The 24,848-nt window shown below is 43.5% G+C and carries 20 protein-coding genes; 7 read left to right on the forward strand and 13 right to left on the reverse strand.

What is annotated here, in order from left to right; genetic code table 11:
* Nucleotides 1-115: 115 nt before the first annotated feature.
* Genes MHB43_RS30840 through MHB43_RS30850 form a run of 3 tightly spaced genes read right to left on the reverse strand, consistent with a single transcriptional unit; the run spans nt 116 to nt 3,495 of the window.
* Nucleotides 116-1,222: a hypothetical protein gene (locus MHB43_RS30840; RefSeq protein WP_339180385.1), complete on the reverse strand. Its 1,107-nt coding sequence runs from the start codon at nt 1,220-1,222 to the stop codon at nt 116-118.
* A 60-nt stretch (nt 1,223-1,282) separates the two neighbouring features.
* Complete coding sequence (locus tag MHB43_RS30845; protein WP_339180388.1) at nt 1,283-2,788, reverse strand: HAMP domain-containing sensor histidine kinase; 1,506 nt, start codon at nt 2,786-2,788, stop codon at nt 1,283-1,285.
* Complete coding sequence (locus MHB43_RS30850) at nt 2,785-3,495, reverse strand: response regulator transcription factor (protein WP_339180390.1); 711 nt, start codon at nt 3,493-3,495, stop codon at nt 2,785-2,787. Before MHB43_RS30850 ends, MHB43_RS30845 begins: the two co-directional genes overlap by 4 nt.
* Nucleotides 3,496-3,923: 428 nt before the next feature.
* On the opposite strand from MHB43_RS30850, the gene MHB43_RS30855 reads away from it, so the two are divergent.
* The 7 genes from MHB43_RS30855 (at nt 3,924) to MHB43_RS30885 (ending at nt 13,200) form a co-directional block, all read left to right on the forward strand.
* Nucleotides 3,924-4,103, forward strand: a complete 180-nt coding sequence (locus MHB43_RS30855) for an FDLD family class I lanthipeptide (RefSeq protein WP_064641713.1) — start codon at nt 3,924-3,926, stop codon at nt 4,101-4,103.
* 311 nt (nt 4,104-4,414) lie between these two features.
* Nucleotides 4,415-5,143, forward strand: coding sequence for an ATP-binding cassette domain-containing protein (locus MHB43_RS30860; RefSeq protein ID WP_339180393.1), 729 nt, complete (start codon nt 4,415-4,417; stop codon nt 5,141-5,143).
* Nucleotides 5,140-5,934: an ABC transporter permease gene (locus tag MHB43_RS30865; RefSeq protein WP_339180395.1), complete on the forward strand. Its 795-nt coding sequence runs from the start codon at nt 5,140-5,142 to the stop codon at nt 5,932-5,934. The genes MHB43_RS30860 and MHB43_RS30865 overlap by 4 nt, the downstream gene beginning before the upstream one ends.
* Nucleotides 5,935-5,943: 9 nt before the next feature.
* Nucleotides 5,944-6,714 (forward strand): ABC transporter permease, encoded by a 771-nt coding sequence (locus MHB43_RS30870; RefSeq protein ID WP_124116697.1) that lies wholly within the window; start codon nt 5,944-5,946, stop codon nt 6,712-6,714.
* A 37-nt stretch (nt 6,715-6,751) separates the two neighbouring features.
* Nucleotides 6,752-9,964: a lantibiotic dehydratase gene (locus tag MHB43_RS30875; protein ID WP_339180398.1), complete on the forward strand. Its 3,213-nt coding sequence runs from the start codon at nt 6,752-6,754 to the stop codon at nt 9,962-9,964.
* A gap of 45 nt (nt 9,965-10,009) precedes the next feature.
* Nucleotides 10,010-11,821 carry an ABC transporter ATP-binding protein gene (locus MHB43_RS30880; RefSeq protein WP_405131013.1) on the forward strand — a complete coding sequence of 604 codons (1,812 nt, stop codon included), beginning with the start codon at nt 10,010-10,012 and terminating at the stop codon, nt 11,819-11,821.
* Nucleotides 11,818-13,200, forward strand: coding sequence for a lanthionine synthetase C family protein (locus MHB43_RS30885; RefSeq protein ID WP_339180402.1), 1,383 nt, complete (start codon nt 11,818-11,820; stop codon nt 13,198-13,200). Before MHB43_RS30880 ends, MHB43_RS30885 begins: the two co-directional genes overlap by 4 nt.
* 53 nt (nt 13,201-13,253) lie before the next feature.
* Here the strand turns inward: MHB43_RS30885 and MHB43_RS30890 are convergent, their stop codons facing one another.
* The 10 genes from MHB43_RS30890 to MHB43_RS30935 all read right to left on the reverse strand — a co-directional run bounded on the left by MHB43_RS30890 (nt 13,254) and on the right by MHB43_RS30935 (nt 24,621).
* Nucleotides 13,254-13,475: a hypothetical protein gene (locus MHB43_RS30890; RefSeq protein ID WP_206105797.1), complete on the reverse strand. Its 222-nt coding sequence runs from the start codon at nt 13,473-13,475 to the stop codon at nt 13,254-13,256.
* A gap of 19 nt (nt 13,476-13,494) precedes the next feature.
* Nucleotides 13,495-14,904: an MATE family efflux transporter gene (locus MHB43_RS30895; RefSeq protein ID WP_339180405.1), complete on the reverse strand. Its 1,410-nt coding sequence runs from the start codon at nt 14,902-14,904 to the stop codon at nt 13,495-13,497.
* Nucleotides 14,905-15,139: 235 nt separating this feature from the next.
* On the reverse strand, nt 15,140-16,003 hold the full coding sequence (locus MHB43_RS30900; RefSeq protein ID WP_051154087.1) for a carbohydrate ABC transporter permease: 864 nt from the start codon (nt 16,001-16,003) through the stop codon (nt 15,140-15,142).
* Between the two features lie 216 nt (nt 16,004-16,219).
* Nucleotides 16,220-17,101 carry a carbohydrate ABC transporter permease gene (locus MHB43_RS30905; protein ID WP_036606643.1) on the reverse strand — a complete coding sequence of 294 codons (882 nt, stop codon included), beginning with the start codon at nt 17,099-17,101 and terminating at the stop codon, nt 16,220-16,222.
* A gap of 38 nt (nt 17,102-17,139) precedes the next feature.
* On the reverse strand, nt 17,140-18,459 hold the full coding sequence (locus tag MHB43_RS30910; protein WP_339180409.1) for an extracellular solute-binding protein: 1,320 nt from the start codon (nt 18,457-18,459) through the stop codon (nt 17,140-17,142).
* Nucleotides 18,460-18,574: 115 nt separating this feature from the next.
* Nucleotides 18,575-19,369 carry a response regulator gene (locus tag MHB43_RS30915; protein WP_405131014.1) on the reverse strand — a complete coding sequence of 265 codons (795 nt, stop codon included), beginning with the start codon at nt 19,367-19,369 and terminating at the stop codon, nt 18,575-18,577.
* Nucleotides 19,359-21,122 carry a sensor histidine kinase gene (locus MHB43_RS30920; RefSeq protein ID WP_405131015.1) on the reverse strand — a complete coding sequence of 588 codons (1,764 nt, stop codon included), beginning with the start codon at nt 21,120-21,122 and terminating at the stop codon, nt 19,359-19,361. Before MHB43_RS30920 ends, MHB43_RS30915 begins: the two co-directional genes overlap by 11 nt.
* Nucleotides 21,123-21,712: 590 nt before the next feature.
* Complete coding sequence (locus MHB43_RS30925) at nt 21,713-22,540, reverse strand: carbohydrate ABC transporter permease (protein WP_339180415.1); 828 nt, start codon at nt 22,538-22,540, stop codon at nt 21,713-21,715.
* The gene (locus MHB43_RS30930; RefSeq protein WP_036606633.1) at nt 22,540-23,406 is read right to left on the reverse strand and encodes a carbohydrate ABC transporter permease; all 867 of its coding nucleotides are present in this window, start codon (nt 23,404-23,406) and stop codon (nt 22,540-22,542) included. Before MHB43_RS30930 ends, MHB43_RS30925 begins: the two co-directional genes overlap by 1 nt.
* Before the next feature lie 24 nt (nt 23,407-23,430).
* Complete coding sequence (locus MHB43_RS30935) at nt 23,431-24,621, reverse strand: ABC transporter substrate-binding protein (RefSeq protein WP_405132487.1); 1,191 nt, start codon at nt 24,619-24,621, stop codon at nt 23,431-23,433.
* Nucleotides 24,622-24,848 lie beyond the last annotated feature (227 nt).

A 24,848-nucleotide genomic window follows, 5' to 3' on the forward strand; every position in this document is an offset into this window, starting at 1 on the left:
TTACATTCGACTTTTATTCCTGCATTCTAGTTTATCGGAAGCGGAATAGCTTAGTCAATATAAATGTATAGAAAGGGATGAAAGATATGGAACATATCTGTCTGCAACAATCATCCTATTCTGAGATCGTAATGACCGAGGTTACAAAGTGATACGATTCATTCTCCAATACCGCCTGCGATAACAGGATTTTATTGCCTTTCGGACTCCAGGCGAGCGGGTCAGAAGCGTTGTCCATATCCGCCGAGATCTGGTACTGTTCTGCCGACTCCGTGTTGGAGACAAACAGCCCTTTCTCATTATCATTCTCGGAATTGATGGTGTATGCAATCTTGGAATCATCACCCGACCAGCTTGTGCCAAAGATTTGCGTGCCTCTGGCGAGCGTAGCCTTCTCATTGCCTTCCAGATCGGTGAGCACCAGCGCCCGTTTGGTATCCGCTGTTCTTTTCACAATCGCAAGCCTTGTTCCATCATTAGAAGGGATGACCCACTCCACACTTTTCAGCACCTGTTTCACGTCACCCGTCTTCGCATCGTATGCATTCAACTGGCCATCTTCGCCCGTAATATAATAGAGCATATTGCCTGACACCTCGATACTCCGCACATTGAAATTACCCGTCTCCACCAGTACCTTTGTTGTACCGTCCACACTTGCCGAGATCAGATCACCCTTCATATTGGGGAAAACGACATGTTCATTATCCAGCCATGCGCCCTCTTGGATAAATCCATCCTCCTTGCCAGCAGAGGTTGTCTCCCCATTATGCAGGTTCAGGAAGTAGCCTTTGCCCGTATTTTCCTCCGGCTCCCGGTAGAACAGGTACTGACCATCCGGTGACACTAGCGGTGCACCCATAGTGGCTTCACTTTCCTTGAGTGGCGTGTCTGTGCCTTTTGTCAGATCATACATATATAAGTTATGCGGGTATCTTTCCTGACCTTCAACCGTGACGGGTTTCAAGGACTTGTTCTCCTTGTCGGATACAATCCAATCATCACTAAGCCATGTAATCCCGCGCATATTCGGCAGCTTATCAATTTTCTCCAGCTTGAAGCTCTGGTACACAGACGTGTTGGTATTATCTTTCACTATAATATCGGTGCTCGTTTTCCCACCTTGTGCATTGCCCCCCGGCTCTGTCGTTCCCCCGCATGCTGCTGTCGTTAGCAGGGCAATGGCCCCGAACGTCCCCAAAGCTGCTTGTTTCCAATTCATGATGGTCCCCCCTGGTTTCTCTTGCTATAGACCAAGCATACACATCGCATACTTCCAAAGTTATTCAGACTTGTTTCGAACTTGTAAACTTGAATCAACCAAAGGGAACATGAGCTGGAATGTCACACCTTCCCCATCTTCTGGATCACCCGGCAGCAGGGTGATTGTACCGCCCTGTTTTTCAACAAACTGCTTCACGAGAGATAGTCCCAGTCCGGTTCCGCCGGTTTTTCTGGCTCTGTCTTTGTTCACGGTGTAAAAGGGTTCAAAAATCTTCTCCTGCGCCTCTGTCGGAATCGGCGTACCCGAGTTATAGATGCGAATGACCGCTTGACGCTCCTGCATCCGCAGTTCACTCTTCACCCGGATCACACCATCCGGAACGTTATATTTGATGGCATTATCCAGCATGTTGATGAAAATATGCATAAGACTCTCCCGGTCGCTACGGATCACCGCCGGTTCAAGATCCAGTTCCATGTTCAGCGCAAACTTCTCCGCTTTCCCACGCATCCGGCCACAGGCATCCTCCAGCAGAGCGCTGACCTCTACATCTTCGGCCTGGTTCTCGAAGTCATACTTCTCCAGGGCAGATAAATGTAAGACTTTCTCGACCATCTCGTACAACCGCTCCGTTTCTTTGCCAATGTTACTCGTGGCATCATCAAGCAGTTGCGGATCATCCTTATACATGTCGAGCAGCTCCACATAAGCTTTGATCGATGTCAGCGGTGTCTTGAACTCATGGCTGATGTTACCGATGTATTGTTTCTGCTGCTGTTCCAGCGCCTGAAGTTTCTCAATCGCCAGTTGCAGCTTCTGCTGCTCCGCATGCATGGCTGTGATATTTTGCTGAATGGATGTACTCATATAATAGATGCCCTGCCCCAGCTCGCCCAACTCATCCTTGCGCTTTAAAGGAGACTCCGTAATGTAGTTCCCTTCGCGAATGGAATCTGCAGACTTTTTCAGCCGGGTAATCGCGACAGCAAACCGATTGTAGAATAGATACCCCAGAATGAAGCTCAGCGCCACAACCGCAATCCCTGCCCACATAAATAGTTGAAGGATACGGGCATAAAAATCTTGGTAACTCTGGACCGGATACTGTATCCACACGGCACCCATCTGCCCATCCGGACCGTCCAATGGTGCAGCGTAGAGCAGGGTGTCCCCTTGTTCATGATAGGCAATTTTATTTTGCAGCGCATAGTCTAACGTTTCCTGAATGAGTTCATTCTCGCCGGAGGCGAAGGATGCTCCCATCTGCTGACCTGTCATGTTATAAAGTGCTATTGGCAATCCGGTAGAGTTGGCCAGTTCCTGTGCCAGCCTGCGACCGTTTTGCTGTAAAAAAACGTCCTGATCGAGATGGACGGACTCGGTGTAGTAGGACTGTCGCACATTCAGATTCACCAGCCGTGTCTGCTGTGATAGAATATCTTCAATCTGTGACTGCTGATTGCGTTCAATACCGCGCAGGACCAGTGAACTAAGCACCACCACGGTCAGGATAAGCAAAGCTGCCAGAAAAACACTGAACTTCAGCTTGATGCTGACTCTCATATGGCCCCGCCTGTATCAGGTGCAGATGCTTTGTAGCCAATCCCGTATACGGTCTGTAATTTTTGCTGATCCGTATCTCCAATTTTTTTACGCAAACGCTGGATGTGAATGTCTACGGTTCGTGTACCACCCGCATACTCCATGCCCCACACTCGATCTAGCAGATCGTCTCGTGTGTACACACGCTCGGGATTGGACATGAGAATGGTCAGCAGGTCGAACTCTTTTGGTGTCAGATCCAGCTTCTCCTCATTAACGGTCACCGTGCGGTGAGCAACATGAATACGCAGTGTACCATTCACAATGGCCTGATTCTTCGAATCGTCAGGTGGTGGACTGCTTTTCTCGACACGGCGCATGAGCGCTTTCACCCTTGCGAGCAGTTCACGGATCTCGAATGGTTTGGTCATGTAATCATCGGCGCCCATTTCCAGGCCAACGATTTTGTCCACGATATCATTTTTGACAGTCAGCAAAATAATGCCGATATCCTCGCGGTCCTCCAGCCTCCGGCATACCCCGTATCCATCAAGCCTTGGCATCATCACGTCCAGAATCATGACCTGTGGGTGAAACGATGCGACCTTGACCAAGGCCTCTTCGCCGTCACTCGCAGTATCTACTTCATATCCTTCGCGCCGCAGCGCGTAAGCAATGGCACTGACGATACTTGATTCGTCATCTACCACGAGCACCTTTTTATTCATGGGATTCATCCTTTGCTGCAATGTCATCAAACGCTTTCTGCATCTATGTTAACAAGGAGTCGCGGATTCGCCAACACTATCAATCGTTCCTGCTAAAAAACTCACTATTGACTAGATTTCCAGAATTAAATTATGTAAAATATTTGATTATAAGAATATATATTTATTATAATTTCAATATTGTATTAAATGTATAATAAGTGCATGAATCCCCTATTTAGTTTTATGATAATCATCTTTAATTTGATATAAATTCAATATTTGGAATTATATTCTTTACTTTATTATTTCCTCATGTTACATTGTTTTATGCTAATACTTTTTTATGGAATATATAGAAAGGTGAAGATCTTTTTATATTTTTTCATACAGCACCTAGATTCTTACATAATTTGATTTTCCAAAAAAATTAGAGGAGTGTAACGAAAATGGAAAAAGGAATCTTTGATCTTGATGTACAAATTAAAAAATCAGAAGGTACAGTTCAGCCACAAGCTTTAAGTATTTGGAACTGCACTGGTGGTTGCGGAGAGCAAACAAGAACTGCCAATACTTGCGCGCCTACTGCAGGAGTAAAATGTTTCTCTAATATTGGAGCACTTTGTTAATTTTTTCACAATCATATTTTTTTGTTTTCACTACAAGAAGAGACTTAATAAGTCTCTTCTTGTTATTTTGAATAACATTTCTACTAGAGAGTGTCTTCAAACTCAAGGAAGCTAAACCATAATGGATACCAAGACCAAATAAGAATTGAACGTACACGCTAATTTATCTTAACGAATCGCCAAACGACGATAATTCTTATATCTAGCCACAATTGTCTCTCGTGAATTTCGTATCTTGTACGCATTTAACATAATATCTCATGTATTACCATTTAATCTATTCGAAGAAATGCTCTAGAAGGAGGGTTATAATGCCTGATATTGTTATGGAAGTGAACAACCTAACTAAAGTGATAGGCAAACGTGAGATCATTCAAGAAACTTCGTTCAACTTGGAAGAGGGAAAAATTTATGGTTTCATTGGTCCGAATGGTGCAGGCAAAACTACGATGATGCGCATGATGACAGGATTGATGCATCCAAGTAATGGCCATGTCAAGATAGATTCATACGAAATAAACAAAAACCGAAAAAATGCATTGGCACAGGTGGGAGCAATTATAGAATCGCCCATTTTTTTTGAATATATGACAGGTAGGCAAGTATTACGCAATTTGGCACGACTGCATCCTGACCTGCCTAAATCTGATAGGGAAAATCATATTCAAGAGTTGCTTGAAAGGGTTGGGTTGGGAGATAGAGGGAATGATCGAGTTAAGGGGTACTCGCTTGGAATGAAGCAACGTTTGGGTATTGCTCAGGCACTGCTAGGAAACCCGAAACTTCTGCTTTTAGATGAGCCATCCAACGGTCTTGATCCCATGGGGATGAGAGCATTAAGAGATATCATCCTTAGTTTGAGAAACGAATTTAACTACGCTTTTTTTATCTCAAGCCATTTACTGGATGAGCTCCAGCAGATGTGTGATGAATTAATAATCATAAAAAGTGGAAAGGTTATTTGGAAGGGTCCTACGGCCGAGTTAATCCGTGATGGCGAAAGGTTAGAAGATGCTTTCGTGGAGTTAATGAGAGCATGATTACGTTATTCAATAGTGAGTGGGAACGACTTTGGTCCAAACGTTGGACATGGCTATTGGTTTTGGCTATCCCTGGTCTTGCTTATATGACAGCCAGTTTTTTTGAAACGCTTCAAGTTGATCATGACACGCTATCTCAGCTATTTATTCTTACAGGCTTACGAAATAACTTGTATTTTCCCGTTAATATCATTATGGCTGTATTTGCAGCTTCTATATTCACCGAGGAATATAGAGGCGGTCAGTTGAGATATGTTTTTCTTCGTCAATTTACCCGCAAGCAAATCTTTTTTAGCAAACTATTGTTGATTTGTGTTTGTATTTTTCTGATGCTCATCTTGTTTGCAGTTTGTTTGATAGTTACTGGTTATTTTTTTCAATTCAATGAAAATGGTTTGCTGAATTATTCTCTTGAAGCTCTTAGCTACACTTTTGTATATTACGGGTTTGCATTTGTTTCACTCTTAGGGATATCCAGTTTGTTTATTTGTATTTCGATGTACAGCAAAAATGTCACATATGCAATCGGGGGCTGTATGCTTTACATTTTAGCATCATTGTTACTGGACGGCGCAGTTATTAAACTTGCGGCAGTATTCAGTGACATTCCTCTATTAGAACTCAGCATTACCTATTCCTTGATACCTTTTCTGCAACATACTGGTTTGAACGAAGTTATAGACGGAAATACGAATGTAATTGTGGCTATATTATCCGTTGTCGTTGTACATCTTATTGTTTTCCTATGGGGAGCCTACTATCGCTTTGTGAAAAGTGACTACTTATATTAGGGGGTAAACATGTTAGGCATATGGATTAGTGAATTGGAACGAGATTGGAAAAAAAAGTCTAAAATTGTACTGTTCTCTGCTTTTTTAATTGTGATTATTTTCAACATTTGGGGGTTAAGTTCGTCACAAAAAGGAGTATTTCGTTTTGGAGAAGGCAGTATTTTGCTAAATAATCTTAACGCTCCCTGGTTTATGATGGATGGAATGTCATTATTAATGATGGCGGCACTGCTGCCTATTTTTTATATTGATCAGTTAAGTGGCGAATTGAATTCTGGCGCATACAGATTGTATGCACTTCGTCCATACCGAAGGTTCGAACTTTGGCTGGGAAAACTGTTGGCGTTGGCTGCAACGACTGTTGTTGGGATCGGAATTGTTTACATTATTTCTATGATTGGATCAAAAACCTTTTTTTCTAGCAGCGATACAGCGGCACTTTACGGTTTTAAGGATGAAGTAGGAAGGTTACCAGCAGAATGGTATACGATCAAATTCTATGGTATTTTTCTACTTACCTGTCTTGTTAAGTTGCTATTCTGCAGTGCTATTTGTGTGTTTATCTCAAGGCCAATCATAGCCTTTCTCGTGATTTTCGGATTATCTATTGTACTTTATCATTATATAGCAACAGAATTAGTTTTTTTATTTGACCCTTTTCGTCCAATTTTGCTTTCTCTTCAGTCAGGAGGTTCAATCAGTTTTTGGCTATATTTAATTGGATCCAGCATTCTTTTTGGGGCAATCAGTTTTTGGGGTTGGCAAAGAAAAGTAATATGACAAGGGTCTCATGTCTGGCATCTAGTGGGAGGAGAATATGATGAAACGTTATTCGTATAAAACACTGGATTTTTTCATGTTGAGAACTCCAGTTTTACCCTTAAATAAATTTTTTTCTTGTTTCCCCGAGCAACATTCTCTTATTGAGAATGTTGCTAGTTATTCTTTGGAAAGTTTGATGCAATTATCTCGTAAACCTGAGATCAGGGAAGCGATCCTTGTTGCAAGCCCTAGCCTATACAGGTCGCTTTCTAAAATTGATGAATTCAAAAATAAGTCTAATGTGATTGAAGCGCAAGTTGTATCAAGCGTAATGAAGTATGTAATCCGGATGATGAGTAGACCTACTCCTTTTGGATTATTCTCAGGCATTACTGTTGGCAGGTTCTCAGCCAAATCTCAACTTGATATTAAGGAGATATCTCATTATCGTAAACGAGCACGACCTGATATGGGATGGATTCTCAAACTAATAGAACAACTTGAAAACGATCCACAGATATTGGAACAACTAACTATTTACCCGAATGCATTAATTTATAAACAAGGTAATAGAGCTAAGCTCCCCTTCTTAACGAGATATGGGAAAATGAAAAGTGGAGCAAATGATAGCATCTCTGTTAAAGCAACCATTGTATTTGACTGGATTATGAATTATTTATCTTTCCCCCGAAAGTTTTCCAAGGTATTGAACCAAATGGAACTGGAGTTTCCGGGAACAGACCGCGAAATTATCAATAATTACTTGCAACAACTCATAAAAGAAGAGTTCCTCATTACTGAACTGCGACCGTCCACTATAGATAAAGATCCGTTCTATCATGTTTTTAGTCTTGTGAATGGGCTCCAGGGAGTAAATGATATAGGGAAAAAATTGCATGAGATTCACGAAACGATAATGTTATATAACGAGACTCCTGTTGGAGAAGGAATAGAGACTTTCAAACAACTTAGTAGAATGACGAATGATTTTATTCCGATGGAGACACCCACTATACAAGTGGATTTGTCACTTGCAGATCAGTCTATCAGACTCAATGAGCATATTCGCAAAGACGTGGAAGAGGCAGCATACATCCTTAATATGCTTTCACACTATTCAGAAGATTACCTGAAAAGATATGTAGAAGATTTTCTAGAAAGGTATGGCGATCTTAAAGAAATCCCCGTTTTAGAATTGATTGATGATGAGCTTGGATTGGGTCCTCCGGCGACGTATCGTTATCCTGAAAACCGAAAAAATTCATATGCGTTAAAGCGCAGGGATTCTCAGGGTAAAATGGGACAGGAACATTTATTTATGGAACTCTTGGTATCCGCAATACATAAAGGCCAGCATACAGTTGAATTGGATGAACACGTTATACAACAACTGGAAGGATCCAATGATTCCCAACTACCACCATTACCATCTATGGAATTGTATTTTTCCCTTCACACGTTGGATCAAAACAGTCTTGATCATGGGGAGTACAAACTGGTGCTCGCGCCTAATCCCGGCTCAAACGGAGCGGGAAAAACTTTCGGTCGTTTTTTAGATATCCTTGAACCCAATCTCCAAAAAGATTTAACACTGATTTCAAAAAAAGAAAAGGACTTGTATCCTGATGCAATGTGGGCAGAAACATCTTTTCTTCCCACTTCGGGTAAATCTGCGAATGTAATGCTTACGAAGAACTACCGGGACCATGAAATTCCGCTTAGTCATGGTGGGATAACTCCAAACGAACAGATCATATCCATGTCTGATCTTGTCGTAGGTGCGAGAGAAGGAAGGTTATATATTAGGTCCGTATCCCAAAACAAAGAAGTAATTCCAACTGCAGGTCATATGTTCAATTATCATCATGCGCCGAACATCTATAGATTCCTGATGGAGGTTGGCTTGATGAGATTTGATCAATGGTCCGCCCCAGACTTTGGGTATTTAATGCATGCCCCATTTATGCCAAGAATTCAATATAAAAAAATTGTGTTGTCTCCTGCAAAATGGAATCTTCGTTACCCTAATAATAATTTGAAAGAAAGTATTAATGCAGACAAATTAAAGAATTGGGTTTTAACATTTTTGAGGGAATGGAATGTTCCAAGATATGTTTATTTGATTGATTCAGATAATCGAATTTTACTGGATTTGGATCATCCGCTACATTTAAGTGAATTATTAAAAAATTTAAAGACAACACGACATATAAATTTAATCGAACACGCCGGCGGATTTGAAAATTTGCCTATCCATCGTAGTGATGGTTGTTTGGCTGCTGAATTTGTGTTTCCACTCATTATAGACGATGCTATGCCAATTAAAGGAAGTTCATCCGTTTTCCCTTTCAAAAAGCTATCGGACAGACGGGTTTTAGGGAAAGATATCTATCTCCCTGGCAATGAGTGGTTTTATGCTAAATTATACGGATTGGATAGCAGACAAAATGAATTCCTTGCTCTTTATTGGGAGGAATGTGTGAACGAGGCTAAAGATAATAGTTTAATAGAACAAGCTTATTTTATACGCTACGCTGATCCTGATCCGCATGTTAGGGTAAGGTTCAAGTTCAAATCCAATGATAAATCTCAGCTATTCGCTCAGTTATTTAAAAAATGGAGTGACGAGTGGTTTAAAGATGGTTATATAACTAAATTCACACTAGAAACTTATGAACCTGAAATAGAAAGATATGGCGGAACGGAATTAATGAAGTTAGCAGAATCTCTGTTCTCCGAAGATAGTTATGTGGTGGCTGGATTAATTCGTCTAAACCGTTTCGAGAGACGTGAATTTGAGATTGAACAAATTGGTGTACTTAGTGTAATTCATCTTCTTACTCATCTAGGATACAACAAAACTGAATGTTTCGAAACTTTAAATGATAAGTTTGATGTTAAAGATTACCTTCAAGATTTTCGCAAGGTCCGCAACACATATATGGATATGCTTAATACTTTTTTTGGTTTGAATGCTTCCCAAACCTCTGCTTCAGGAAACTTTTCACAAGAATTACTGCCCGTTTTTGAAGCAAGAGCAAACAGCTGTTTAACATACTACCAAAAGCTTGAGCAACATCGTTCAGAAGCTTTATTGACGAATAGCAAAGATGACATCGTGTTTAGCATTATTCACATGCACTTGAATCGACTAATTGGAACTGATCGAAAGCTGGAACAGAAAATAATGATATTGACACGCCATGCGATGAACAGCTTGATACAATACCATAAAAGAAAAAGAATAGAAAATTTGAGCAGGATATGATTTTTTTTGTAAACCAAAAAATTATAAACGGAAAATGGAGTCTTTATGTGGAATTCAGCGAAAAGCAGCATGAAGTTATTTTCACTAATTTTTCAGACTAATAAAGTATTGTTCATAATTAGTGCAATATTGCATATCCTGCAAGGTTTGATTCCCTTTTTTAGTTTGGTTGTTATGCAGAATATGTTGAATGGGATTTCATATTCTTTGATGCATGGAGCGGATCTAGTACGCATACCTTTTATCTTGTTTGTTATTGTGTACGCAGTAAAATTAATCATTAATTCAGGACAAACCTATGTGGAGGGGAATTTAGAAGCATCATTAGCGAAGTCTTTGAATATCATGATCGGGAAAAAATCAACTCAACTTGGACTTGCTGACTTCGAAAATTCGTCTATCAACGATCAATTAAAACGTGCAACTCAGGAAGCAGCATTTCGGCCATATCAGCTATATAGCCAATTAGCAGGTATTATCTCTGGTCTTATCACTGTAATTTCATCTTCAACTTGGTTGTTTCTATGGAAATGGTGGACCGTACCGATCATTCTCGTAGTCTCTTTGACATCACTGTATTCTTTATTCAAATTAAACAAACAACAATTCGATATCTATATGAAAAGGACCCCTTTATATCGTCAATCATGGTATCTGACGCATTTGCTTACAAATGATCGAGCAGTTAAGGAAGTTAAGGTTTTTCAATTGAGCACTCATTTACTTAACCGCTACTCTGAATTGCTCGAAAGCTTTTATAAAGTAGACAAGAGAATGTTAGGAAAGCTAACTAAATACACATTTATTTACAATTTTTTTGAGCTTGCAGTAATGCTTTGGTTGGTTTGGTTTGTCATTCAAGAAACTTTGTTAAGTACCTTGATGATTGGCAGTTTGTACGGGTATATTCAGGCAATAGTACTTACACAAAGTCAGATACAATCCATAATGAGGAGTTTATTGCAATTTTCCCAAAATCATCTCTATATGGAGCAATTGTTCCTGTTCTTTGAGTTACCAACATCTGACCCAGTTGCTCGATCTTCTCTGCAAAACAAAAAATCTGATTTTAGCATAGAACACCTGGAACTCAAGAATGTTTCTTTTCAGTACACTGGGAATGACAAGATAGCGTTGAAGAACATTTCCTTATCGTTACGAAGGGGGCAGACCATCGCAATAGTTGGGAAAAACGGATCGGGAAAAACAACGTTAATGAAAGTATTAATGCAACTTTATGACAATTACGAAGGTGAAATTATCATAAACGGAAAAAACATAACCGATTATGATCTGAATATGTATCAAAAAAAAATCGGTACTGTTTTTCAAGATTTCGTTCATTATGAAATGTCCGCCAGGAACAACATAGGTTTTGGTTCATTGGATCAGTTGGACCAAGACGAACTGATACTAAATGCAGCCAAGTACGCATCTATTGATGATGTAATCCATTCTTTGCCCCAAGGCCTTGATACGCAGTTGGGTAAATGGTTTGAAGAAGGTCAGCAATTATCTGGTGGTCAATGGCAGAGGTTAGCCATAGCCAGAGCTTTCATGCGCAATGCCGATTTATACATTTTAGATGAACCTAGCGCGTTTTTGGACCCGGTTGCAGAACGAGATTTGTTGGAGTTGTTTCTTGATTTAATGAAAGATAAGATCGGTGTATTCATTACTCATCGGCTATCTTCTGCACGCCTTGCTCATCAGATAATTGTCATGGAGAACGGTGAGATTATCGAACAGGGAACACACGAGAAATTGCTTAATGATAATGGTACGTATGCAGAGATGTATCGTATACAAGCTAAGACCTTTCAGGAAAATAACATTGAGGAGGTATATCAGCATTGAGTATTGCGATAAACCCTAATCTGGATAGATGGTTGGGCTTAGAAGGCGACTTAAGAAACAACGTTGCAAGCACTTTGGCGTCTGTTGCAAACAGATATAAAACTCCAAGCGAAATTTCAATGAAATCTCAAAATTCTATATTAGCAGTTGATGGATTCGAAGTAGAACGGTGGACGGAAGAAAGTCTAAGTAACGGACATTCCGGAATTTGCCTATTAATGGGGGAATTGGATTATCTCCAACCTGATGCTGGTTGGGATTATATAGGACATCAGTATTTAAAGGAATTGCAGAATAAGCTTGAACAAACGGGGTTGCATGATTTGTCATTATACGGCGGATTGCCTGGTGTTCTAGTGGCCATACGTTCCCTATCCCGGAGAGGCACCCGTTACCAGTCAATGACAGAAGGTATTGCAACTTGGATGGAAGAACTAGCAATTAAAAAAGTTGATGAACTAGTTGAAAATTGGGGAAGTACTGATTTAAAAATAGGAGATTATGATACGATTCTTGGTCTAAGTGGGCTTGGAAGAGTTATTTTATCATATTATGATCGCCCGGGAATGAAAAAGGTATGGGAACAGATTGTAAATTGGTTCAAATTATATTGTGCAAAAAAGGAAATAGGAGAAGAAACCGTCCCAGGATGGCATATTTCTGCTCGGAGCCAATTTCATGCTAGTGAGACGAATCAGTATCCTTCTGGAAACTTCAATTTAGGACTTTCCCATGGAATAGCAGGGCCCATTGCACTTATGAGCATTGCGATCCTTAAAGGACTACCTGCCGAACCCTTTAAGGATCAATTAAGTAAACTAACTGATTGGCTTGTTCAGTGGAAGGTCAATGGTGAAGATGGAATATACTGGCCTGGCAGGGTTTCTTATGAAGAATGGAAATTAGGTAATCTGCATGTTGAAAATAAAATGCATCCAAGAGATTCGTGGTGCTACGGAACTCCTGGAATTGCACGTGCAATATGGTTGGCAGGCAATGCTTTGGAAAATAAAGAATTATCTAATCTTGCACTTGAATCATATCTGGATATGGAAAAACGCATAGATATGGACGGAGGGCTAATCTCACCAACCGTTTGTCATGGCCTTTCAGGTTGGCTTCTACTCATCCAACGGATGTACTCTGAAACCGGAGAAGAACGTTTAAGAATGATGCGTGACCGCCTTGTAGAAAAGACTCTAGATTTCTACAAGGCGGACTCTATATTTGGATATTGCGACATAAACTGGATTGATAATAAACTTCAGTATATTGATGAAGCAGGCCTTTTAAACGGAGCAGCTGGGGTCTCTCTGGTCTTGGCATCATTATTATCGGATAAAAGTCCTGAATGGGATCAAGTGTTATTGATACATTAAATGAAAAAAAACGATCATTTACTGACCCCAGACGTATCCATCAATCGTTCTCATCAAGCTCTGCAATGTAATTGGAATACCCAGTAATAATGTTGCGTCGACAGTCCCACTTCCGCGGCAACCTCAGCCAGCCCTAGCGCCTCATACAGCCCAGTCTCGATCAAGTACAGACTCTGGCCAATTATAGCGCTATACTGACTTATGGAAAGTGAAGCAGAATCTTTGGCTAAACCATCACCGAGAAAAGGAAAGTTACTCGGTGATGGTTTAGCCATTATTTTAGCGTTCACTGTCCTAAACGGCAGGAACGGTCTGCGTTACAACCTCTTCGTCATCATGCTCCACCAGTTCATGTTTCTCCCAAGCTCTGCTCTTCCAACGGAAGAACATAATGACCGCACGGGTCCACTCATCAGCCGCAATGGCAAGCCACACACCCGCGAGCCCCAGATGAAGCTTGAATATGAGCAGGTATCCCAGTGGCAGACTCATGCAGACCATGGAAATCAGACCCATGTATACCGGGAACTTTGCATCACCTGCCGCACGCAGGGAACCAATGATCACTATATTGCAGGTACGCCCGGTTTCGAGCAACAGACTGAGTAAAATCACTTGAGCCCCCAGCTTGATAATTTCCGGATTATCCGTAAATATGCTCATCAGCGGCACACGGAACAGAATAATGATTACATCAATGATAACCGTGGCCAGAAGGGCCCATTTTACACTGTCAAAAACACGTTTGTACGCATCGTCTTTGCGCCGCGCACCCACAAGTCGACCTACAATGATCGATGTCCCCATACCAATCGCCATGCTGAACAAGTAGATATAGCTGGAGATGTTACCCGCATACTGTTTGGTTGCCATAGCTTCTGCACCCAGATAGGTCACATACAGCGTGAACACGAGCTGGCAGGAATGATATACCATGGATTCCATCGCAGATGGAATGCCAATCCGCAGAATTTTGCCAATAAAATGTTTGGACAACTTAATGTAGTATTCGAAATCCACCCGCACCTCGCTCACACGATACAACAACCAGAAAAAGATCAGCAGGCAGATAAACCGGCTTCCCACCGTAGAGATCGCTGCCCCTTCCACTCCAAGCTTCGGCAGGCCGAAGTGTCCAAAGATCAATGCATAGTTACCAACAACGTGAATCACGTTCATGAATACAGCAACATACATCGTTTCTTTGGTGTAACCATGTGTACGGATCGTCGCAGCCAGCGCATTAATGAGTGCCTGGAGGAATATCCCGCCACCAACGATATTTATATACGAACGGGCAAAATCATAAATTTCGCCTTGAATATTCAGAAGTGTTAACAATTGTCCTCCGAACAGAAGGAAGATTCCGCTCAGGACCAGACCTACGATAAGGTTCAGTGTAATCGCATTACCCGTAACTTGTGCTGCTTCACTTAACTTTTTCGATCCGATATATTGTGCGACTACAATCGCAGCACCATGTCCAATGACTTCCAATACAAGGATAGCGATAGAAATAATCTGATTGGCTGCTCCAACGCCGGAGACCGCATTATCGGACACCGAGCTGAGCATGAGCGTATCCACGCTCCCCATCAACATAAATAAGAAGAGTTCCAGGAAAATAGGCCATGTCAGTCGAATCAGATTCAGATCCTTGGCATCAGAACGAAGGGACTCTTTGGTTGAGGATATTGCTGTCATTTTCTCACCTTTCCCATGTGGGCTTTAATTCTTAGGGTATGTTAGCACAGGTGGTTTGAAAATGCAGTAGTTTTGCGAAAATAGTTGAAAGTTTTTTGTAATTCCATATATAGGTATTTTCACCGCTTTCATAAAGCCCCGCTTCCGTACGTCTGCCAGAGGTTTTAGAAGACAAAAAAGGCCCCTCCCAACTCGCTTTTAAGCAAGAATGGAAGGGCCTTAGGCCCACAGCCTCTTAACCTTTAACAGAACCCGCAGCAATTCCCTCCACGATTCGGTTACTCAAGATAAGAAAAGCAATCAGGATTGGCATAATGCTAATCATCAGCGTTGCACCAATGGCTCCCCAATCCGTTGTGTATTGACCGATAAAGTTCTGTACACCAACAGTCAGGGTTTTGTACGAATCTGTACTGATGAACGTATTAACAAAGATGAATTCATTCCAGTTATAGATCATGTTAATGATCGCCGTTGTGGAAATGACCGAAGACGTCATCGGCAGCACAATCCGAAAGAAAATCCGATGCACGGAGCAGCCATCCATCACTGCGGCTTCTTCCACTTCTCGGGGAAGCGCGTAGTAGAATCCGAGTAAAATCATAATGGTAATTGGCATATTAAAGGCAATATAAGACAAGATGACTGACAAAGGATGATCGGTGAGATGAAGCTTCAGGAACAAGCTGAACAGCGGGATCAACGTGGAGTGTACAGGGATCATCAGACCCACCATGAATAGTCCCAGCACCAGCGAACGACCCTTCCAGCGCATACGTGTAATGGCGAAGGTCACCAGACTGGCAAACAGCACGGTAACCACCACCGAGACCACCGTAATCCATACACTGTTGAAGAAGTACAAGCTGATATTTCCCTCTGTCCATACCTTGACATAGTTTTCCCAACGCGGAGTAGCAGGAAGGGAAAAAGGCGCCATGTCGAATACTTCCTGATTATTTTTAAGCGAGAACAACAGCAGCCATACCAAGGGTAAAATTTGCAGCAAAGCTACCAGGGACAAGAGGAAATACAGCAGAATATATCCGAATCTCCTTAACCATGCCGAACCTCGGCCTGTCCCCGGGTAAGTTGGCAATCTAACGGTCGTATCCGTCTTCACCGGGATGGACCTCCTTTCATTTCACTAGGGCGTGTCTGGAAACTCCGAAGGTGGCAGATTTTGCCGAATTTTCGTTCCAAGCAAGGAAATTTTCCGCAGGCGTGCCGGGGCACGTCAAGGGAAAGTGACGCAGCAGGGGGCGAAAAGGCGGTAAAAGATGCACTTCAGCGAGTTTTCAGACACGAACTAGCGTCAGGAATACTGGATCGTATCTTTGGATGCTGTCGCTTTTCGAAGCAGCCAGGTAACCAGCAGACAGATCAAGAGCAGGAAGAAACCTACAGCACTGCCGTAACCAAAGTCGAAGCTACGGAACGCCTGACGATACATATAGGAGGCCATCACTTCGCTGGAGCCATTCGGTCCGCCATCGGTCATGACGTAGATGAGGTCAAAATACTTGAGCGAGCCCACCACAGCCAGTACAACGGTCACCTTGATGACTTCAGTAATTAGCGGCAGCTTGATTCGAAAAGCGATCTGCCAAGGGCTTGCCCCATCAATCCGGGCTGCTTCCACCAGAGATTCCGGAATATTTTTGAGGGCCGCATAATAGATCAATATATAGAAGCCTGCATACTGCCATAGAATCGGTACGAATAGTGCATACAGCACCAGGGATGGCTCCGCCAGCCAGGCTGGCGGATTGCTGAAGCCGATCGCTTCCAGAAAGGTGTTCAGTACACCATTGCTGGGATGATAGATCTTCAGCCATAACTGGGCGATCGCGACCGAAGACAGCAGCATCGGGATCAAATATATTTTGCGGAACAGATTGGCCCCCTTGATCTTGCCTGACAGCACCAAAGCGATCATCAGATAACCGATCAGACTCAGCGCAGAGAACAAAGCAAGCAAAAAAGTATGGTTCGCACTCTGCCAGAATGTCCCGTCTTGAAGCAGTCTGGCGTAATTATCTAATCCAATAAAGGTCATTGCACCGATCCCGTCCCATTGCATCAACCCATAATACCCGGTGAGCACGATCGGGATGTAAACCAAGACCAGCAGCAGAAGCAGTGCAGGAAGCACGTACAACGCAGCAACGAGACGGTTGGACATGACTTTGTCCATCACATTATCCTCCCTTCAAGCGTTCAAACGTGTGTACGTCAATTGCCTTTATCAATTGCAGCCTGATGATTCTTCACAAAATCCTCTGGTGTTACCGCTTTGCCAAACAATGCCTGGATCATGTCAAGATGGGCCTGAGCGGCTGCCGGTTTCATCTGTACGTCTGCAAAGAGTGTAAGGCTGCTCGCCTGATTCAATTCGTTGAGCAAGTCAATGTAAAGCTGTGGCAGCTGTACTGCAGCTGTATCCACTTTGGTAGCCGGGATGACGCCTGCTTCAGTTACCGAACTTTCACCCCATTTTTCCACAAAGTATTGCACAAACTTCTGCGCTTCTTCCTTCACTTTGGAGTTCTGGGCCACGAACAGTCCTACACCTGGACCACCTACCCAGCTGTTAATGTCACTCTTGCCATCTTCCATTGTTGGGAATTTGAAAAATCCGATCTTGTCCTTGAATTCCTGCGGGATGTCCGGGTTAGTCGTGAAGTTTGGCAGTTCCCAAGTACCCATCAGGTACATGGCAGCTTTTTCGTTCATGAATTCGGATTTGCCCTCATCGTTGGACAACCCGTTGAAGCCTTTGTTGAAAGCATTCATATCCACCAGTTTTTGTACCTCGGCAGCAGCTTGTGTCAACGCAGGATCGTCAAACTTGCCAGAGCCATTGATGGCCTTTTCCAATGCATCTCCACCTAACCGATTCGCCAGATACATATACCAGAGTGAGCCGGTCCAACGGTCTTTATTGCCCAGTGCAATCGGCACCTCACCGTTCTCTGTCAGTGTCTTTAGCACATTCAGGAATTCATCGTACGTTGCTGGCGGATGCAAGTTATATTTTGCAAAAATGGCTTTGTTATAATAAATGGGGGAGATATTCAACTCGATTGGTAACGCATATGTTTTGCCGTCTATGGCATAAGCTTCTGTTGTTCCGGCTATGAATTTCTCGCCCAGCGAGTCACTCAGCAGATCATCGACCGGTGCGAACAGATTCCCCTTTACATAAGGCTCCAGAAATCCGGCAGCCCAAGTTACACCAACATCGGGAAGTTCATTGGATGCCGACAGGATTTTCAATTTGTTCTTATATTGTTCATTCTCCAGCACTTCCTGCTTAATGGTTACATTCGGATGATCCGTCTGATACTGCTTGATGATATCGTTGACCAGTTTGTTTTGCTGTGCGGAGCTGCCTGCTGGCCAGAGGTGCATGAATTTGAGGGTTACTTTCCCATCTGTGCCGTTGCTGCCTGTTTCACCCTCTTCATCCGAACTTGAACTGTTACATCCGGATAAAATTACGGCGAGAACCAGCGTCCATGACAGAAGAATGGCCATCGTTTTTTTGCTCATTATTCCAGACCCCCTTGGTTTTTTCGGTTAATGTAACCGCTTTAACCAAATTGTAGCATGGGCCTATTGCCTCTATAAGACCAGAACAATTTGGAAAAACTCCACTTTTTTGAGGTTATTTGTTATTTCGTTCAGATAGGGAATGCCGATATTTGCTTGGACTTAGCCCCTCAAGACTTTTAAATACTGTGATAAAATACTTATCCGTCTGATAACCCACCTGTTCGGCAATCTCCGAGATTGGCATCGTTGTCTGCACAAGCAACTCCTTCGCGCGCTGAATGCGTTTGCGGGTAAGATATTCACTAAAATTGATACCGATCTGTTCCTTAAACAATACGCTGAAGTAACTGGAGTTGAGATGGAGTAAATCAGCGATTTCACGCATGGTTACATGTTCACCCAGATGAGTATCCACATAGGTCAAAGCTTCACTGATCTGGCTATTTAGCCTCTGTTCCCCTCGCTCCTTAACATCCAGCAACTTGGGGTCAACCATTTCTTGCATCGTTTGAATACGTCGTTGTTGTTCGCTGAACTTTAGGGCTTTTTCGACAGTCTGTAGCAATTGTTCCTTATCAATCGGTTTCAACATATACTCCACAACACCCAACTTAATGGCCTGTTGGGCGTATTGAAAATCGGCATGTCCCGACATAATCAGGACAACAGGCTTGTTCGAAAAGTGCTGAATGGCTTCAATCAGACACAAGCCAGAGAATTCCGGCATGCGAACATCCGTTATTAACAGATCTACCGGTTTTTTCTTGAGCCATTCCACGGCCTCGACGCCACTTTCTGCAGTCTGAATGTGATTTCGTCCTGCTGACCATCCCTCCAGTGTTTTGCGAATACCCTCTCTTGTACGCGGCTCATCATCAACGATAAGAATTGTTTTGTCATGAATCATATGCACCCTCCGTTCCCATGGGAATCTCAAAGCAAATGACGGTCCCTTCCCCCACCTTACTTGTTATGGAAAGCCTGCAATGTTCGCCAAGTTGGCTGCCAAAGTAAAGCTTCAGTCGCCGATGTACGTTGATTAGACCTACACCTGTCCCCTTCTTGGACACAGCCGGCCCGCCATCTAAAGCATGAATGACAGATTGAAGCCGTAATTCATCCATACCGGGACCATCATCCCGAACCACAATGCGAACCAGATTTTTCTCGATCAAAGCATCCACATGGATGCTGATTTTTCCCAGTCCCAGTTTACTTTCAATTCCATGGAGAATCGCATTTTCCACCAAGGGCTGTATGAGCAATTTCGGAATTGCGACCTTACGCACCGTATCACTCAGCTGAATCTCCCATTGCATTCTCTCTCCCAACCGCATCTGCATAATTTGAAGATAACGCTCGGCGTGTTCCAGCTCGTCGGCAATCGTAACCCATTCATCCTGCTGCGAACTGGAGATGATGTAGCGAAATAATCGAGACATCGCCACAACCATACGTGCCATCTCCTCGTCTCCCTTCTCCTCAAGGGACCAATAGAACGCTTCCAGTGTGTTGAATAAAAAATGGGGATTAATCTGAGACTGCAACGCCTTCAACTCAGCCCGGGACTGCATGACCTCCTTCTCATGAACCACACGGGTCAATTCATTCTGCCTGTAGACCATCTGGTTATATACGTTGTTGAGTTCATTGATCTCCATCGTAGAGCTAACCATTAGATTAGGTCTCATTGCTCCCGGCTGTGCACTGCGCATGGCCCGCATCAGCCGTATGAGCGGACGTGTAATCATCGTGGACAGAAAGAAGGACATGATAAGGAACAGAACAACACCAATCATTCCCGAGACGAGCAGCGCTGTCCTCAGGATGGATACACCTTCCGTTGTCTCCCGCAGCGGGGTCAGGACAGCAAGTGTCCATCCCGTTAACTCCGATTTTTGCCGGACGACGATATAGGATTCCTCCCCGTTCTGCACGACTGATCCGCTGTCCAATATGGCTTTGGGATCGAGATTAATCTCCAGATCGGAAGTTACCACTTCGCCTGCCCCATCCAAGAGCATGATAGAGTCCTGCGAACCATCTGTCCCATTCGAATCATTCAATTGAAAAAAACTGCGCTGCATCCGCACCACCACATAACCTCCATGTTCGAAAGAATGATCCAGCAGGTTAATCCGCCGAATAGCCAGGAGCACACCCGGATCTTCAGGGTCAGCGCCTGCCCATACCAGTCTGCCTTTTCCTTCATCCGCCAGGTTGATCCAGTTGCGCTCCACTCTGAGATCGAGGGATCGGTCATCCATCGGAAATATGCGGTTATAACCCGTAGTGTATATCTCCATACTTTGCGCTCCGTTGATGAAAGACTGATAACTGCCTGCAATCTGCAAGAGAGCTTGGCGCTGATTAAAGGTGGCCGGGTTGCCTTGTTTCTCATCGCTGAGCAGACGCTGCACGTATGAATCATCCGCCACCTGGGCGGTCAGCGAATTCACTTGTGCAATGAGTGCATCCAATCTGCCACTGGCCTGGACAGCGGTTTGGTGAATATGTTTCTCCGCATTGCTTTTCAGCAGGGCAGCTACCCGATCATAAGCCGATATGCCTGCGAGCAGCAGAACAACAAGCATCACCATAACAAAACCAATGAAGATCTGATTGCGAAGTGAGTTAAAATGTCCTTTTTTCCCGTGCAACTTCCCCATTCTCCTCTCTTTTTGGCATGTAAAAGAACCCACCATCTTACGCCTGTGTTCTCTTGAAGACTGGGTACAAACGATGCCGGATTTATCTACGTATTCAGTTCCCCTATATAAAATGAACGAAAGAATATTTACACTAGCCACTACGATGACAGAATAACCTTCCAATCGCTGTTATCCCCAGATTTTTTGATTCCCTTTTTAAAGGGGAAAATCCGGGGATAAAGGCGAAGCATATGCTTCCGATGCAGCTTTCTTTCAGAAAGCTTTTAGCTCCGCTTTTTCAGGTTATTTCTGCCCTCTCCGTTCTCGTGCAAATGTTTAGTTCAATTTATATAGTTAAAGCGCTTGCAAAATTAAACCTTAATCTTCTTTTCACTATCTTTGTTTACCGATTAAACTAACGACTAAAAAATAGCATAGTTTTACAGGTTAATCAATCCTCCTGTAGCGTTCCGAACGTTAAATAGCTATGATCAAAAAAAAGAGAGGGGACCCTTATAGTCCACCTCTCTTTACTCATCTTCCCTTTACATATGTCCATTCCTTTTACATCTATCTTTTTCTTCCCTACACAACTTCAGTTATTTCACAGACCCTTGTGTAACCCCGTTGATGATCCACTTCTGCGCAAACAGGTAGATGATAATCATCGGCAGCAACGCGAGCAGGTATGATGCAAACGCAAGGTTAAACTCGGTATTGAACTGCCCTTGGAATACATACTGTACCAGCGGCAGCGTGTATTGTCCCGGATCACTGATAATAATGAGTGGCAGCAAGAAGTCGTTGTACGTGGACAGGCAAGTCAGAATACCAACCGTGGCACTGATGGGCGCCATGAGCGGGAAAATGATTCTCCAGAACGTGCCCCAGGTTGTCGCTCCATCCACAAAAGCCGCCTCCTCCAACGCTACCGGAATGGACCGGATGTATCCCACGTACACAAATACGTTAAATGCCAGGCCATATACCGTGTGCAGCAGAATCAGACCTACCAGATTTGTCATCTCCAGCGATGCGGTCAGCTTAACAATCGGCAGCATGATGATCGGAAATGGAATGAACATCGCGCTGACGAAGTAATAGTACAGTCCTTTGAAAAACTTGCGTTTCTCCATATTCCGCGCAATCGCATAGGCTACCATCGAGTTACTAAGCAACGTCAAAAGCACGGTAGATGCGGTAACGATCGCACTGTTACGGAACGACTGGAAGAAGTTTGTCATGTCGATGGCCCTCGCGAAATTCTCCCAGTGAAGTGTCGTCGGAATGGCAAAGACCGATTGGGCCATCTGTTCCGGATTTTTCAAAGCAATTGTAACGGTCATATACAATGGGAACAGGATAAACAGGGTACCCAGCACCACGAGCAGCATAACGAGCCAATTGATTCGTGTACGGCTTCTCATTACAGATCCATCTCCCTTCTTTGCAGGAACCGGATTTGCAGAATTGAAATCACCGCAATTACGATGAAGTAAATAACCGAGTTCGCAGATTGATATGCATATTCGCCGCCTTCGAATCCGCCGGTGTAGATCAGATGGGAGATGGACTGCGTCGCCCGCCCGGGACCACCGTTGGTCAAGGCTACGATTTGGTCGAAGACCATAAGCGAGTTTTTCATGGCCAGCACCATATTAATGGTGAAAAACGGGGCAATAAGCGGGAAAGTAATACTCCAGAATTCACGCCATTTGCCTGCACCGTCGAGGTTGGATGCCTCGTATAGTGTCGTTGGTATCGTTTGCAGACCAGCCAAATACAGAATCGTATTCAGGGCCACAGATTGCCATACTGCAACAATGACGATACCGATCCAAGCCAGACTCTCGCTGCCGAGAATGTTGGTGGATAGCGCATTGATGCCCAGATTTTGTCCCCAGATCGGGAATACGTTGGAGAACAGGTAGTTAAATATGTAACCTACGATCAGTACACTCAGAATATTGGGTAGGAAGTAGATGCCGCGGAAAAAGTTACGGAACTTGATCTTGGCATTCAGCCCGAGTGCAATGAGCAGGCTCAGAATATTGGTCAGGATCGTCACAACGATCGCAAATTTGAACGTAAACCAGTAGGCATTGCCTACATTGTCATCTTGGAACAAGTTGAAATAGTTTTTAAAACCAACAAAATCATACTCTTTCCCGAATCCGTTGTAATTCGTAAATGAATAATAGATGCCCTGGAGGGCCGGCAGCGTCATAAACACAAAGAACAACACAACCGCCGGAACCGTCATCCAGTAATAGGGTGCGATACGCTTATTCATACTCCATCCTCCTTCAGACAAGGCTTAGCGCCGATTAGCAACCTTGTCCCATTCTTTGTCGAGTGTATCTAGATAGTTGTCGATGTTTTGGTTCTGCAAAAAGGACTGTACGATGGAATTCAGCTGCACCGCAGCCGGAATATAGTGATCGGGAAAGTCAATAACCTTGCCCTGCTCGATATAAGGCATCAATTCCTGTACCGCAGGATCATCCTGCTTCACACCTTCTACCGCAGAGAACAGCGTCTGTTCGTCAATGTATCTTCCGATATTTTCAGGCTCTAATAGAAACGCAATAAACGTCTCCGCCTGTTCACGATTAGGCGTGTCCTCCGCAATGGTAAACAGGGAGTCAATCCCGTTCACCAGCTCGATCTCGCTTGCATCGTTGCCCGTAGGGAATGGGAAGAAACCGATGTCAACATTCGGGTTCGCTTTGCGAATCTCCGAGATGGCCCAGGTTCCCTGGATGTACATGAAGGCTTCACCGTTAGCAAAAGCACGGTTACCGTCCGAATAAGCTTTACCAAAGTTATCGCTGTGACCGTACTTCATGAGTTCCAGTTGCTTCTCAGCTACCTCGCGGTATTTCTCCTTGAACGTCACTTTGTTATCACGCCGCTCTTGGTAGAAATCAATACCGACCAGATTGGAGGCCAGTGCATTGAAGGGCAGGCTCGTCTGCCAGTCATCCTTGTATGTGAAGTAAAATGGAATCTCACCTGCATCCTTGATCTTTTGGGCGGTCGCAATGAGTTCATCCCACGTCTTTGGCACGTCCAATCCCATTTCCTTAAACAACGTTTTGTTGTACATAATGCCGTTTGCATTAGTCGCGTAAGGAATACCTGTCACTTCGTCCATGCCTGTGAGATCCTTCAGCATCTGTATGTAGTTCGGATCAATCGTCTGGAGTAATGAGCTGTCCGTCAGATCGGTGAAAATATCACTCTGGGCCAGGATCGAATACGTATCCGTTGCCCCCATGGCCATAATATCCGGTATATCATTTTTGACGACACGCGTCTTCAGTACTGTCTCCGCATCGGGCGGATTCACCTGTGTCACTTGGATATCGTCATGCTCCGCATTAAACGTTTTAATTAATTCATCAAAGGTTGTTTTGGCTTCAGGTTTGTTCTGGAAAAATTCAATCTGCACTTTGCCATTCGCGCTATCTCCACTGGTACAGGAAGATAAAAGTACAGCCATCATTCCACACAGCAACATTGTCCCGAGAGCCTTGGTAAGCGTTGTTCTCATGTTGTACCTCCCTCAGCTTTATACGTAAGAATTTACCCATTCAGATGGTGAAATAACCATTTGGTTAATCCTTCCAAACGAACTTCAATCTGAATGGATAATATACGTCTTTATTATTTCTAAAACGGTTTCGGTACAAATGAATCACGGCAGTTCTTTCCATGACCTGAATGGGGCAT

It is taken from the genome of Paenibacillus sp. FSL H8-0317 (genome assembly GCF_045040685.1).
GTDB lineage: Bacteria > Bacillota > Bacilli > Paenibacillales > Paenibacillaceae > Paenibacillus.